This window comes from Ahrensia sp. 13_GOM-1096m (assembly GCF_000620605.1).
In the GTDB taxonomy this organism is placed as follows: domain Bacteria; phylum Pseudomonadota; class Alphaproteobacteria; order Rhizobiales; family Rhizobiaceae; genus Ahrensia; species Ahrensia kielensis.
Genome location: NZ_JIAX01000009.1, coordinates 376553 through 389805, shown reverse-complemented (window position 1 = coordinate 389805; position 13253 = coordinate 376553). Strand labels below are relative to the sequence as shown.

13 protein-coding genes are annotated in these 13253 nt (G+C 49.2%); 2 read left to right on the top strand and 11 right to left on the bottom strand.

The window, feature by feature from the left end; genetic code table 11:
- Positions 1 to 21: 21 nt before the first annotated feature.
- From N530_RS0105885 to rpsF, 9 genes are all read right to left on the bottom strand, one after another.
- A complete protein-coding gene (locus N530_RS0105885) occupies positions 22 to 771 on the bottom strand; it encodes an SDR family NAD(P)-dependent oxidoreductase (protein ID WP_026479936.1) in 750 nt (249 codons plus the stop codon).
- Between the two features lie 11 nt (positions 772 to 782).
- Positions 783 to 2249 (bottom strand): amidophosphoribosyltransferase, encoded by a 1467-nt coding sequence (gene purF / locus N530_RS0105880; RefSeq protein ID WP_026479935.1) that lies wholly within the window; start codon positions 2247 to 2249, stop codon positions 783 to 785.
- A gap of 5 nt (positions 2250 to 2254) precedes the next feature.
- Positions 2255 to 2779 (bottom strand): CvpA family protein, encoded by a 525-nt coding sequence (locus N530_RS0105875; protein ID WP_018687476.1) that lies wholly within the window; start codon positions 2777 to 2779, stop codon positions 2255 to 2257.
- Between the two features lie 99 nt (positions 2780 to 2878).
- A complete protein-coding gene (radA, locus tag N530_RS0105870) occupies positions 2879 to 4285 on the bottom strand; it encodes a DNA repair protein RadA (RefSeq protein WP_026479934.1) in 1407 nt (468 codons plus the stop codon).
- Between the two features lie 102 nt (positions 4286 to 4387).
- On the bottom strand, positions 4388 to 5911 hold the full coding sequence (locus N530_RS0105865; protein WP_018687478.1) for a replicative DNA helicase: 1524 nt from the start codon (positions 5909 to 5911) through the stop codon (positions 4388 to 4390).
- Between the two features lie 189 nt (positions 5912 to 6100).
- Complete coding sequence (rplI, locus tag N530_RS0105860) at positions 6101 to 6724, bottom strand: 50S ribosomal protein L9 (RefSeq protein ID WP_026479933.1); 624 nt, start codon at positions 6722 to 6724, stop codon at positions 6101 to 6103.
- Between the two features lie 24 nt (positions 6725 to 6748).
- Positions 6749 to 7711 (bottom strand): DUF2232 domain-containing protein, encoded by a 963-nt coding sequence (locus tag N530_RS0105855; protein WP_026479932.1) that lies wholly within the window; start codon positions 7709 to 7711, stop codon positions 6749 to 6751.
- Positions 7712 to 7873: 162 nt separating this feature from the next.
- Complete coding sequence (rpsR, locus tag N530_RS0105850; protein ID WP_026317115.1) at positions 7874 to 8122, bottom strand: 30S ribosomal protein S18; 249 nt, start codon at positions 8120 to 8122, stop codon at positions 7874 to 7876.
- Between the two features lie 2 nt (positions 8123 to 8124).
- Positions 8125 to 8553 carry a 30S ribosomal protein S6 gene (rpsF, locus tag N530_RS0105845; protein ID WP_026479931.1) on the bottom strand — a complete coding sequence of 143 codons (429 nt, stop codon included), beginning with the start codon at positions 8551 to 8553 and terminating at the stop codon, positions 8125 to 8127.
- A 307-nt stretch (positions 8554 to 8860) separates the two neighbouring features.
- Between rpsF and N530_RS0105840 the strand changes: the two genes are divergently transcribed.
- Positions 8861 to 9772, top strand: coding sequence for a nucleoside hydrolase (locus N530_RS0105840; RefSeq protein ID WP_035266444.1), 912 nt, complete (start codon positions 8861 to 8863; stop codon positions 9770 to 9772).
- Positions 9773 to 9785: 13 nt separating this feature from the next.
- On the opposite strand, the gene N530_RS0105835 is transcribed toward N530_RS0105840, so the two are convergent.
- Both N530_RS0105835 and N530_RS0105830 read right to left on the bottom strand, forming a co-directional pair.
- Positions 9786 to 10052: a hypothetical protein gene (locus N530_RS0105835; protein ID WP_155851930.1), complete on the bottom strand. Its 267-nt coding sequence runs from the start codon at positions 10050 to 10052 to the stop codon at positions 9786 to 9788.
- A 189-nt stretch (positions 10053 to 10241) separates the two neighbouring features.
- Positions 10242 to 12050 (bottom strand): methyl-accepting chemotaxis protein, encoded by a 1809-nt coding sequence (locus N530_RS0105830; RefSeq protein WP_026479928.1) that lies wholly within the window; start codon positions 12048 to 12050, stop codon positions 10242 to 10244.
- 250 nt (positions 12051 to 12300) lie between these two features.
- On the opposite strand from N530_RS0105830, the gene fabD reads away from it, so the two are divergent.
- Positions 12301 to 13248, top strand: a complete 948-nt coding sequence (gene fabD / locus N530_RS0105825) for an ACP S-malonyltransferase (protein WP_026479927.1) — start codon at positions 12301 to 12303, stop codon at positions 13246 to 13248.
- Positions 13249 to 13253: the final 5 nt, after the last annotated feature.

Here is a 13253-nt window from a genome sequence, read left to right as displayed (position 1 = left end):
CAAAAAGAATACGGTAAGTGTCTAAGACGGCAGATTATAGTTCAGCCAGCTTTGTGTGGGAACGTCCCATAACATGCCAGTTTGAGTAAGCTCCGGTGACGCCAAACCAATGATTTTTGACGCGGTTTCCTGCGCTGTCGGCAAATCTTCGGCTTTTTCACCAGGCATCGCTTGTGCACGCATATGGGTGCGCGTCGCGCCAGGATTAACATTGTTGACGCGCAATGGTGTTTTTTCAGCTTCAGCTGCCCATGTGCGCCCCAAAACTTCTACAGCAGCTTTAGAGGCAGCATATGGCCCCCAATAGGCGCGGGCGGAATGTGCAACGCTTGATGATAGCAAGATTGCACGTCCAGCGTCAGACAGGCGCAATAGCGGGTCCGTGGTGCGAATTAAACGCCACACACTATTGAGGTTGACCGTCATCAATTCGTCAAATGTTTTGGCCTTAACGTGGCCAACAGGAGAAATCGTGCCAAGCACACCCGCATTGGCAACGAGAATATCTAGCTTGCCCCAACGCTCGGCAATCACACCGCCCAAACGGTCAATACCTTCAAGGTCTTTCAGATCGAGCGGCACCAAAGTGCATTTGCCGCCTTTTTCCTTGATGCTGTCATCAAGTTCTTCAAGCCCGCCAACGGTGCGTGCAACGGCAATAACTTCTGCACCCGCTTCAGCCAGTTGAAGCGCAAGCTGGTAACCAATACCGCGCGACGCGCCTGTAACTAAGGCCAAACGGCCCGATAAATCAGGTTTGACAAGACTCATGAAAGCACCGATCAATTATTATTTGCGAGCAGCGATAATTTACGCACATTGTCTGGACCATCATGGTCGAGCAAGCGGGTAGGGTACTGGTTCGTAAAGCAAGCATCACAGAATTGCGGCACGTCCGCATTGCGATTTGCTTCGCCAACGGCGCGGTAAAGCCCGTCAATGGATAAGAACGCAAGCGAATCGACACGAATGAATTCGGCCATTTCCTCAATGCTCATACGCGATGCAAGAAGCTTGGATTTCTCCGGTGTATCGACACCGTAAAAACATGGAGACATGGTGGGCGGAGAAGCAATACGCATATGCACTTCACGCGCACCGGCTTCGCGAACCATCTGTACGATCTTTTTAGATGTTGTGCCGCGAACGATACTATCATCAACCAGCACAACACTTTTGCCCTCTAGGACAAACGGGTTTGCATTGTGCTTAAGCTTCACGCCCATATGGCGAATGGCATCGGTTGGCTGAATAAATGTGCGGCCAACATAATGGTTGCGGATAATGCCAAGTTCGAACGGTATATTAGCGCCTTGCGCAAAGCCAATGGCCGCAGGCACACCGCTATCGGGTACAGGGACAACGATATCGGCATTACAAGGTTCTTCAATGGCAAGCTCGACACCGATTTGCTTGCGTACATCATACACATTGCGGCCTTCGATATTGCTGTCAGGGCGCGCAAAATAAACATATTCAAAGATACAAAAGCGCGGCTTGACGTCCTCTTCAACTTTGAAGGGGAAATAGCTCTCAATGCCTTTGTCGGTGATGCAGACCAATTCACCAGGTTTTACATCACGTACAAACCGTGCACCCATAATATCGAGCGCACATGTCTCTGAAGCGAGTATCCATGAACCGTCTAAATCACCAAGAACAAGCGGACGAATACCCAGCGGATCGCGGCAACCAATAAGCTTCTTGGCTGTCAGTGCAACCAGTGAAAATGCGCCTTCAAGCTGCACAATAGCTTCTTGGAATTTAGAGAGAATATCTTGTTTCTGGCTCATCGCGACAAGATGCAGAATGGTCTCTGTATCTGACGTTGAAGAGAAAATCGCGCCTTTGCGCTGCAATTCGCGTTGCACGGTTAGCGCGTTCGTAATGTTGCCATTGTGAGCAACAGCTAAGCCGCCGCCATCAAGTTCGGCAAAAAGCGGTTGAATATTGCGCAGCGATGAATCGCCGGTGGTGGCGTAGCGCGTGTGCCCGATTGATTTATCGCCCGGCAGGCGTTCAATCACAGAAGGCTTGGTGAAAGTATCACCAATGAGCCCGACATGGCGCTCAATGTGGAATTGGCCGTTGTCGTGAGTAACAATGCCAGCAGCTTCTTGGCCGCGATGCTGAAGTGCATGCAGACCAAGGGTTGTAAACGATGCTGCGTCGGGGCGGCCATAAATGCCAAACACGCCGCATTCGTCGTGAAAATGATCGTCTGCTTCGTGGTCGGATTCATGTGTCATGATAGCTAAGTATCCGTATTTTGTGAATCATTTTCGCCAGAGATCATACTGTCTATATCTTCTGGCAGGAGGTTGATCATGCGGTTTGCAACCGTATCAAGGAATGGTTTGGATTTGGCATTATCAATCCAGCCAATTTGGGCGCCGCCGACAAAAAAGTCGATAAACCAAACTGCAACAGCTGCAACCACGATACCACGTGCTGCGCCAAATACAAAACCAAGTGTGCGGTCAAGTGGGCCAACGCGGCTATCAATAATCATATCAGCAATGCGCATGGTGATCACGGTCACAATAATCAATGTGACAATGAAAATAAGGCCAGCTGCGACAAGCTGCGAAATCAACTCATTGCCAATGTAATTATCAACGGTTGGCGCAAGTTGCTTGTAGAAGAAAAACGCAGCAACAGCGGCTGCTGCCCAAGAGGCGATTGATAATACTTCGCGAGAAAATCCGCGTACCATTGCCAGTAAAGCTGAAAGAAGAACAAGGCCGATAAAAAGGCCGTCTAGGAGTGTTATTGGCATTGAATGCTATTCCCGTAAAAAGATCGGTTTCTTAATATTAAAGGCCCGACCAAATTATCCCTTAATTCCGAATGACCAAAACATGTCCCGTTTCGTCCATTATTTTTCATCACTCTCATAGGATAGTGTTTTGCCGCCTGCAATCTTTACGACCAGATCTACAAGTTTTTCCGCTGCAAAAATGCTTTCATCGTTGCGTTTAGGTACATCCGAGCTTCCTTTTGGCAAAACTGCCGACTTGAAACCCAGTTTTTCGGCCTCTTTTATCCTTTGGCCCGCATGGGGCACCGGTCTAATCGAGCCCGAAAGGCTAATCTCGCCGAAATAGACGCAGTCAGTCGGCAAAGCAAGTCCAGCAAGTGAAGAAATCAATGCACAGGCAACCGCAAGGTCGGCCGCAGGTTCAGAAATGCGATAGCCGCCAGCAACATTGAGGTAAACATCGTGCTGCCCAAGGTTCACACCGCAATGCGCTTGCAGCACAGCAATGATCATTGAAAGGCGCGCAGAATCCCAGCCAACAACAGCGCGGCGCGGTGTGCCGAGCGACGTTGGTGCAACCAATGCCTGTATTTCAACCAATAAAGGCCGCGTGCCTTCCATGCCGCCAAAGACAGCTGCGCCCGGGGCATTATCGGCCCGCTCGCCCAGAAATAACTCAGATGGGTTGGCAACTTGGCGTAGGCCCGATTGCATCATTTCAAAAACACCGATTTCATCAGTCGGGCCGAAGCGATTCTTGAGCGCACGCAATATACGATATTGATGGCTGCCATCGCCTTCGAACTGGATGACGGCGTCTACCATATGTTCAACAACGCGCGGTCCAGCAATATTGCCTTCTTTGGTGACATGGCCAACCATAACAACGGTTGCGCCTGTGGATTTTGCGTAACGAATAAGCGCCTGCGCAGACTGGCGAACCTGTGTGACTGTGCCGGGGGCTGAGTCGGCGCTGTCTGTCCACATGGTTTGTATCGAATCGATAATCACCAGATCAGGACGCTTCTCCATATCGTTGAGCGTTGTTAAAATGTCTTCGACATTGGTTTCTGCTGCAAGCAGCACCTGTGTCTCATTGGCTTTGAGCCGTTTTGCACGCAAGCGAACCTGTGCAACGGCTTCCTCACCAGACACATAAACAATATTATGCCCTGCGCGGGATAAAGCAGCTGCGGCCTGCATGAGAAGTGTTGATTTGCCAATACCAGGCTCACCGCCAAGCAAAACGGCGGAGCCGCGAACAAAACCGCCACCGGTAACACGGTCAAGCTCAGCAACACGGCTGATAATGCGTGGCGCTTCTTCGATTTCGCCATCCAGCGAGGCGAGGGGCACAACACGTCCTTTTTTAGGCGCGCGGCCGGGCCCACCACCAATGCCCGCTAAAGGGTTGTCTTCGACGATCGTGTTCCATTCGCCGCAGCCTTCGCATTTGCCTTGCCATTGCGTGTGCGTGGTGGCGCAGTTCTGACAAATGAATGCGGTTTTAGATTTTTTAGCCATGCAGTTTCGCGCACCTGTGTTCTTGGTACGTTCTTATTGCAGTTATCGCCATAATCGTCAATTTGCTAATGCCATATCAAACAATATGTTCGAAGCATTCGCCTATTCATATTGTTCTGGCACGTGATCGTCTTCAGCAAGGTCGCCAAAGCGCGTAAACTGCGGCACGAAAGAAAGACGCGCAGTGCCGGTTGGTCCGTGACGCTGCTTGGCGATGATAACGTCCGCCGTGCCGGCCACTTTGTTCATCTTTTCTTCCCAAGCGATATATTCTTCGTTTTTAATATCATTTCGGAAATCTTCTGGCGAACGGCGCGGTTCCATGTTTTGGATATAATATTCTTCACGGAACACGAAGAGCACAACGTCCGCATCCTGCTCGATAGAACCCGATTCGCGAAGGTCGGAAAGCTGAGGGCGCTTGTCTTCGCGGCTTTCCACCTGACGAGAAAGCTGAGACAAAGCGATAATTGGCACGTTTAATTCTTTGCCCAGCGCTTTAAGGCCGGTCGTGATTTCTGTGATCTCTTGCACGCGGTTGCCGGAATTTTTCGATGAGCCTGACATCAACTGAATATAGTCCACGATCATAACATCGAGACCGCGTTGACGCTTAAGGCGGCGTGCGCGCGCAGCAAGCTGGGCAATAGAAATACCACCCGTTTGGTCGATATAGAGCGGCATACGTTGAATTTGGTTCGACGTTGTAACCAACTGCTCAAATTCGGCTTCGGTGATTTCACCGCGGCGGATTTTTGAAGAGGACACTTCCGACACTTCAGACAAAATACGCGTCGCAAGCTGCTCGGCTGACATCTCAAGAGAGTAGAAGCCAACGACACCGCCATCAACGGCTTTCATGGATCCGTCGGCCTGTTGTTCACCGCGATATGCCGCCGCGATATTAGCGGCCACGTTCGTTGCCAGCGATGTTTTACCCATACCTGGACGTCCAGCAAGAACGATCAAGTCGGAACGTTGCAGACCGCCCATCTTGGCATCAAGCGTTTTCAACCCTGTTGAAATACCGGACAGCTTTCCTTCGCGCATATAGGCTTCGTTTGCCATATCGATCGCCGTGCGCAGCGCGTCATTGAATGGCTGGAAGCCACCATCATAACGGCCCGTTTCAGCCAATTCGAACAGGCGGCGTTCAGCATCTTCAATTTGTTCGCCGGGCGGCATTTCAACCGGTGCATCAAAAGCAATATTCACCATATCTTCGCCGATACCGATCAACGCGCGGCGAATGGCAAGATCATAGATCGCACGGCCATAATCTTCCGCGTTGATAATCGTCACCGCTTCGGCGGCAAGACGCGCAAGATATTGCGCAACCGTAATGTCCCCCACTTTTTCGTCGGCAGGCAAGAATGTCTTGATCGTCACCGGATTGGACGTTTTGCCCATACGGATTTGCTGGCCTGCAACTTCAAAAATTTGGCGGTGCAGCGGCTCGTAAAAATGCTCAGGTTTTAGAAAGTCAGAAACACGGTAGAATGCATCATTGTTGACCAGAACAGCACCTAAAAGCGCCTGTTCAGCTTCAATGTTGCCGGGCGCTTCACGGTATAATGGCGATGAATCGTCATTTGCCGCGTTTTGTTTGCGCGCTGGGTCTGCCATGATTCTCTCCTGATTGAGCTAAAGCTATAGCTGCTTTATTGAGGTCTTGGTTGTGAGTTTTTGGCTACATCACATTATTCACGCTATTCACAGGCAAAAAAGTTAATCGGCTTTTTTCGTTGACGGGAATAGCGCATAAAAAAGCCCGCTCTGCATAAACAAAGCGGGCTTGATGTGAGGCTTTAAAGCTTACTCAGAAGCAGCTTCTGGTGCGGCTTCTTCAGCAACATCATTTGATCTTTTGCGACGTGGACGATCATCATCTTCATCTTCGAAGTCTGCAAGTGATTCGAATTTCTCATCGTTTTCACCGTAGATCGCATCAGCAGATGAAAGATCTTCACCCGTTTCCTGACGCTCAGCTTCATCAGCTGTACGAGCAATGTTGAGTGTGATTGTTGTTTCGACTTCTGGGTGAAGTGTCAACGAAATGTCCACAAGGCCGATTGTCTTAATTGGTGTTTTAAGATCGACTTGGTTGCGAGAAACTTTATGGCCTTGTGCCGCAAGAAACTCAGAAATGTCACGTGTAGAAACAGAACCGTAAAGCTGACCTGTTTCACCAGCAGAGCGAACAAACACGAATGTTTTGCCGTCGAGGCCTTTTGAAATTTCTTCAGCAACGCCTTTGCGCTCATCGTTACGTGCAACGATTTCGGCACGCTGTGCTTCAAACACTTCGCGGTTTGCTGCGTTTGCGCGTAGTGCACGGCCTGATGGCAAAAGAAAGTTACGTGCAAAACCTGGCTTTACAGTAACTTCGTCGCCAATAGCGCCAAGCTTGGCGATACGTTCAAGAAGAATAACTTTCATAATATTGAACCTTTCTCGTTCTATCTATTCATTTGAATTGTTATGTGGTGGATTGGAAATCGGCATGTTGCGCGCGAGCGAAAACAGGCCAATCAAGAACATCAAAAACGGCGGTAACATTGTGAGTACCGTCGCAAAATATAAAACAAACATGCCAAATGGGCGCCATGCGCGGCCGCGTGAATAGGCATGAAATAGTGCAAAGCCAGAAAGCATGAAGCCCGCTGCTAGGCCGCCTAAAATCGCGCTGGCACCAAGGCCGGCAGCGCCGCCAACCAGTGAAAGCAAAGCAGCGATACCAAATGGGATGAGCGACGGCTTTGGCATACGCATAGCTGTTGGGAAATCATCTGATGGGCGCTTTAGCTGACCAGAGGTCGCCGTAATTTTTATCGCAATGTAAAGATTGCCAATCATCACGCAGGTCCACATCAAGGGCTGCATGAATGGCATCATGCTCACGATCGCTGCATCAAACTGAGTGCGCGCTTCTGGCGAAAATGCAAAATCGGGATTGTTGATCTGAAGATTGGCAACAAGTTCGTCAAGAACAGGCTTCATAAGCTCTTGGCCATAATTAATGGCGATACCAATAATAATAAAAGCTGCGCCAATCATCAGGCACATACGAAATAGAACGTCGGCAAATGGGAACCAGACAAGCTTGCCTTGTGGGCCGCCAATTTCTTCTGCTGGACGCGAAAGCGTCATCCAATAGGCGCAAGCTGCAGCGGGAAGGGCGGTGGTCAAAACAACAAACAGCGCTGTCATTTCATTTGCAATAACAAAAACCGCGATCGTCGCAACAAAGGTCGCAATGATTGATGCAGCAAGACTCCATCCGAGGCCAGCGACCATAATCGGAACAGCAGAGAGTAGATAAAGCAGAATGGATAGACCTGAACCAGTCGCAACACCAAGGCACAACAAAGCCGTCGCAGCACCTGCGATCAACCCAATCATAATGTCTTGGCCGTTAATGTTCATTTCGCTGTCCTGCTATCGAGCAGTTAGAGGTGATGTCACCCCAACTCGGATTTTCGCATATCTGTTTAGTCGAAGCAGATAGGCGGTGTGATTATTCTGTTTCTCGTGAATGCCGAACACACAAGAGAAAAGCTCGGCGGCGAACCGCCGAGCAATCGTATATTAGCCTACTACGTAAGGTAGCAAACCAAGGAAACGTGCGCGTTTAATTGCTTTTGCAAGCTCGCGCTGTTTCTTCATGCTCACAGCTGTGATGCGTGAAGGAATGATTTTGCCGCGCTCAGAAACGTAACGCTGAAGCAATTTCACGTCTTTATAATCGATCTTTGGAGAGTTTGCTCCAGAGAACGGGCATGTCTTACGACGACGGTGAAACGGGCGACGAGTTGGAAGCTGATTAATATCGATCATAATTAGTTATCACCTTTATCTTCGCGTGGGCCACGTGAGTCTTCACGCGGTCCGCGTGCAGGACGATCACCACGATCATTGCCACGTGGGCCACGATCATCACGGTCGCTACCGCGTTTCATCATTGCTGAAGGGCCTTCTTCGTGCGCATCAACTTTAATAGTCATGTAGCGAAGAATGTCTTCATGAATGCGCATTTGGCGCTCGAGTTCATGAATAGCTGCACCAGGTGCAGTAACGTCCATGATCACGAAATGTGCTTTGCGGTTTTTCTTGATGCGGTACTGAAGAGATTTCAGTCCCCAGCCTTCAACACGGCCGATTGTACCGCCGTTTGCTTCCAAAACACCTTTCCAGTGTTGTGTTAGCTCTTCAACTTGCTGCGCAGAAATATCCTGGCGTGCAAGAAATGTGTGCTCGTATAAAGCCATTTTATGCCTTTCCTTTCGTTGCTGCTGTTCAGCGCGAAGCCTCCGCAACCAGATCCGCCACAAATGTGGTAGGAAAGGTGCTTTGATCTCGGTATGGGTCGAGAGCGGGAACACGGGAGGCGAACACAATCAATGTTCAATAGCCAAAAGGCCACCCTCCGTTCAGCCCCCGGCTGATCAGCAATGGCCGCCTTATACAGTTTTTATGCCGTAGTGCAAGGGGAGAGCGTTAAGTCTTGCGCGGTGAAATAGGCGCAATTTCTAAAACCAGATTGTAACAGATTATAAATAGCGATAACAGCGCTGCATGAAAATGATTATTGATACAGATCCAGGCGTTGATGATGTGATCGCGATAGCGCTTGCACATGCCATGCCGGACATTGAGCTTGTCGGCCTAACGACAATATTTGGAAACACATTTGTGGGGCAGTCGAGCCGCAATGCACGCTATTTAGCTGGATTGCTGGGCGCTGATGTGCCCGTGGCGCAGGGCGCCAGCCTACCTTATGGCGAAGCCACATATGAACCTGCACCGCATGTGCACGGGCCGGAAGGTTTTGGCGATATTATTGACGTGCCTGAGATCGGTGCCAATATTGATGAGACCGCTGCCGCGTTTTTGGTGCGTATGGCGCGCGAAAACAAAGGCGAGCTCGTGGTCTGCGCGATAGGGCCATTAACAAATATTGCCGACGCTCTGCGGTTGGATGATTCTTTTGCTTCAAACCTTAAGGAACTGGTCCTTATGGGCGGTGCATTTGAGCATGCCGGCAATATTACAGAACATGCCGAAGCCAATATTTTTCATGATGCACGTGCTGCAGATGAGGTTTTTGCATCCGATTTAGAGATCAAAATGGTTGGCTTGAATGCAACCATGCAGACATTGATGAAGTCGGACGACTTTATAGCGCTTGCGAAAGAGTCGCCGAAAATTGGGGGCTTTATTAGCCGCATCACGCCGTTCTATCTGCAGTTCTACCGCGATGTGGTCAACGCTGATGGATGCGCCATGCATGACGCTGCAGCAGTGTTGTGCTGTACAAACCCTGAGCGCTTTGACTTTCACCGTTCCGGTTTGCGCGTGAGCTTGGATGAAGCAAATTACGGCGCAACCATTGCCGATGAAAACCGCAAGCCTGTTGCCATTGCGATGAATATTGATGCGCCTTGGGCGCTATCAACACTCAAAACTGAAATTTCACGGTTGGACTAATCCAGCCGTGAATTTAGTTATTGTCTGGGTCTCGTTCTGCACGCACGACCATCATGAACACTTGTGCACATAATATAAGTGTCGGCACCGCGATGATCGCAGATTCAATCATTGTTGCCCTCGTGCTTAAATGAAAGAGGCCTGCTGTACAAAATACGACCGCTGCCGCCGCGCAGAAAATTTGACTGGCAATAAATGTAAAGCCGCCAAATATTCGCAATATGAGGTCGAAGGTAAATTTTGCAGGTGTGCCCGCCTGTGTAATGATTTGTGTCGTCACGGATTGAAGCCCTATTAGCAATCACCGAAGTGGGATTGGACGCTCAAATGATTGCCTCAATTGCGGCATTTTTGGGGCTGAGCACAATATTCAAATAGGTGTTTTTAGAAAAAAAGACCTCCCACTATTTTAACAATAGGGGAGGCAAAGTGCTTGCTGTTTAAGTGCAACTGGGAATTATATTCGTATCTAGCTTGCCATACGCAGTTCGTCGCGTTTTTGTGTAAGCTTAAATTGCTGGATCATAGACATGAGTTCAGAGGTGTCTTGCGCCAATCCGCCCGCTGTTGCTGTCAACTCTTCGGCCATGGCAGCGTTTCGCTGTGTGCCGTAGTCGATCTCATTAACAGCCTCAGAAATGGCATGAAGCGTTGTAGATTGCTCGCTGGCAGAAACCGAAATCTTAGCAACGAGCTGATTAGCCTCATTGATCTGATCTGAAATCCGCTTCAAGGCTTCACCTGTCTGACCAACAAGTCCAACACCTTCTTTAACCTGTGTTGTTGATTGCTGGATCTGGCCTTTAATCTCTTTTGCCGCAGCAGCAGAGCGCTGTGCAAGCTCACGAACTTCTTGAGCAACAACGGCAAAGCCAAGACCAGCTTCACCGGCACGCGCTGCTTCAACGCCAGCGTTAAGTGCAAGCAAATTGGTCTGGAAGGCGATCTCATCAATCACGCTAATAACTTTTGTGATTTCTGCTGATGATTTCTCAATACTGCTCATTGCAGAAATTGCCTTGTCGACAACTGCATTTGAACGGGCTGCATCAATGCTGACTTCATCAACACGGCCAGCAACATTTTTAGCGTCCGTCGCAGCACTGCTAACAGATTCAGTTAGCTCGGTGAGGGCAGCTGATGTTTCTTCCAAGTTCGCTGCTTGGCTTTCTGTGCGCGTTGACATCTCAGAAGACGAATGACTGATCGCAGAGAAAGTAGCATCAAGATCGCTGCCTTTCTGGTGAATGTTCGCCATAGCGGCTTCAAGCTTTTCCATCGCATTATTAAAGTTCTGGCGAAGCGTTTCATATTCACCGCCAAGCGCCTCGCAGCGCGTGGAAAGATCACCATTTGCCAACTGCGCTAGAGCAGCGCCAATTGTCTTTACGACATTAGCTTGGCGTTCTGCTTCTGCTTTGGTGGCGTTGGTGTTGCTTTCACGCTCAGAATTAATGAGGGCGTCTTGCTCGATCTTCGCTTGCGTTAGCTGCTGGCGCTCAATGACCTTTTCTTTCAAAGTCTGAGTTGCATTTGCCATCATGCCAATTTCGTTTCTCATCTCGGTGTGTGGCACTTCAATATCTGTATTTTCTGCCGCTACCGCTTGCATCGCATCATGCACATTTTTCAATGGGTTTGTTATGCCGCGAATAAGGAAATATGCAGCAATAAGTCCAAGGATAAGGATAATTAAAGCCGCAAAGATGGACGTCATTTGATCAGCCCAAATCTGAGCGTTCAAATCGTCGGTATAAACGCCGGTACCAAGAACAATGCCCCAAGGTGCAAATTTGGCGTTGTAGCTGGCTTTAGGGAATACGACATTTTCTGGCTCACCAAGTTTAGGCCAGTGATAATTCGTTATGCCGCCACCATTTTCAGCAGTGTTCATCATCTCATCAGCAAAGGGATAACCATTTTGGTCGGTCATGCCTTTAAAGTTCTTGCCAACGGTACTTGGGTTGGCGTGAAGGATCATATTGGTGTCGCTGTCGAATCCGAAAAAGTAACCGTCTGGTTCAAAGCGAATATTTGAAACCGTTTTATAAGCCTCAGCGCGCGCTTCTTCTTCCGCCATCTCGCCAGTCTGCGATAGGTCGTAATAATATTGCAATATGGAAATTGCGCTTTGAGTCTGGCTGCTCAATAATTGATAGCGCTCTTGCCGAAGATTCTCAGATGCGGCTTTGCTTTGAAAGAATTGCATTATGGAGAATGCTGCAATCAACCCAAATACTAAGCAAAAAAGCTGAGTTGAGATACGAATGTTACTGATTTTCAATGTCTTGACCTAAATGTCAGGCGTTAAATGCAAAAACATGCCTGATGGCGGTCGAGCTACTCATGTAGCGATTGAGGACAATCGTCGACGCTTTCAGTTGGACTATTTTCGTTTAAAATTGTGTTAAAAGATTAACAATTTTATCGCTTTTTGAAGAAGTTAATTGAACTTGATGATATGCCGAAAGCTTGACAATCCTTTATCATATCCTCATTGACCGCCAAAACCAGTGGAGCACTTATTCATGACACTCGCATTTACATTCCCAGGGCAGGGCAGCCAAGCTGTTGGTATGGGCAAAGAACTTGCTGAGACTTACGCCGAGGCAAAAGCGGTCTTTGATGAAGTTGATGAGGCGCTTGGTGAAAAGCTTTCTGCGACAATGTTTGACGGGCCAGAGGATGTTTTGACGCTCACCGCCAACGCGCAGCCTGCACTTATGGCTGTTTCCGTGGCTGTTGCCCGTGTCTTAGCGGCCAAAGGCTTTGATTTGAAATCCAAGGTTTCATTCGTTGCGGGGCATTCGCTTGGCGAATATGCCGCTCATGCAGCCGTTGGCACGTTCTCACTGGCTGATACAGCACGTTTACTACGCATTAGAGGTAACGCGATGCAGGCGGCTGTACCTGTCGGTGTGGGCGCAATGGCTGCAATCATCGGCCTTGAAGATGATGCTGTTAAAGCAATTTGCACAAATGCCGCATCAGCAACATCAGGCATTTGCCAGATCGCCAATGATAATGGCGGCGGCCAATTGGTCATCTCCGGCTCTAAAGTTGCTGTTGAAACAGCTGCTGAAGCTGCAAAAGAGGCCGGTGCTAAAAGAGCATTGTTATTGCCAGTATCTGCACCATTCCATTGTGCACTTATGCAGCCTGCCGCTGAAGCTATGGCAAAAGCGCTGGCAGAAGTCACTGCAAATGCACCCGTTGTGCCTGTTGTAACCAATGTTAATGTAGCGCCAGAAACCGATCCGGCCGTGTTGACTGACCTTTTGGTTAAGCAGGTCACAGGGCAGGTGCGCTGGCGGGAGACTGTTGAATGGTTCGGTGTCAATGGCGTAACAACGCTTGCTGAAATAGGCTCCGGTAAAGTCCTTACGGGCCTTGCGAGAAGAATAAACCGTGATCTTGCTGGCGTTGCCATCAACACACCTGCCGATATAGAAGCGTTTTTAGAAACGAACGCCTAACAATA

Coding starts and splice junctions, on each gene's coding strand:
- rplI (WP_026479933.1), bottom strand. CDS start 6,724: ATGAAAGTTATTCTTCTTGAACGTATCGCCAAGCTTGGCGCTATTGGC.
- rpsR (WP_026317115.1), bottom strand. CDS start 8,122: ATGATCGATATTAATCAGCTTCCAACTCGTCGCCCGTTTCACCGTCGT.
- N530_RS0105840 (WP_035266444.1), top strand. CDS start 8,861: ATGAAAATGATTATTGATACAGATCCAGGCGTTGATGATGTGATCGCG.
- purF (WP_026479935.1), bottom strand. CDS start 2,249: ATGACACATGAATCCGACCACGAAGCAGACGATCATTTTCACGACGAA.
- N530_RS0105885 (WP_026479936.1), bottom strand. CDS start 771: ATGAGTCTTGTCAAACCTGATTTATCGGGCCGTTTGGCCTTAGTTACA.
- rpsF (WP_026479931.1), bottom strand. CDS start 8,553: ATGGCTTTATACGAGCACACATTTCTTGCACGCCAGGATATTTCTGCG.
- N530_RS0105875 (WP_018687476.1), bottom strand. CDS start 2,779: ATGCCAATAACACTCCTAGACGGCCTTTTTATCGGCCTTGTTCTTCTT.
- N530_RS0105865 (WP_018687478.1), bottom strand. CDS start 5,911: ATGGCAGACCCAGCGCGCAAACAAAACGCGGCAAATGACGATTCATCG.
- N530_RS0105855 (WP_026479932.1), bottom strand. CDS start 7,711: ATGAACATTAACGGCCAAGACATTATGATTGGGTTGATCGCAGGTGCT.
- radA (WP_026479934.1), bottom strand. CDS start 4,285: ATGGCTAAAAAATCTAAAACCGCATTCATTTGTCAGAACTGCGCCACC.
- fabD (WP_026479927.1), top strand. CDS start 12,301: ATGACACTCGCATTTACATTCCCAGGGCAGGGCAGCCAAGCTGTTGGT.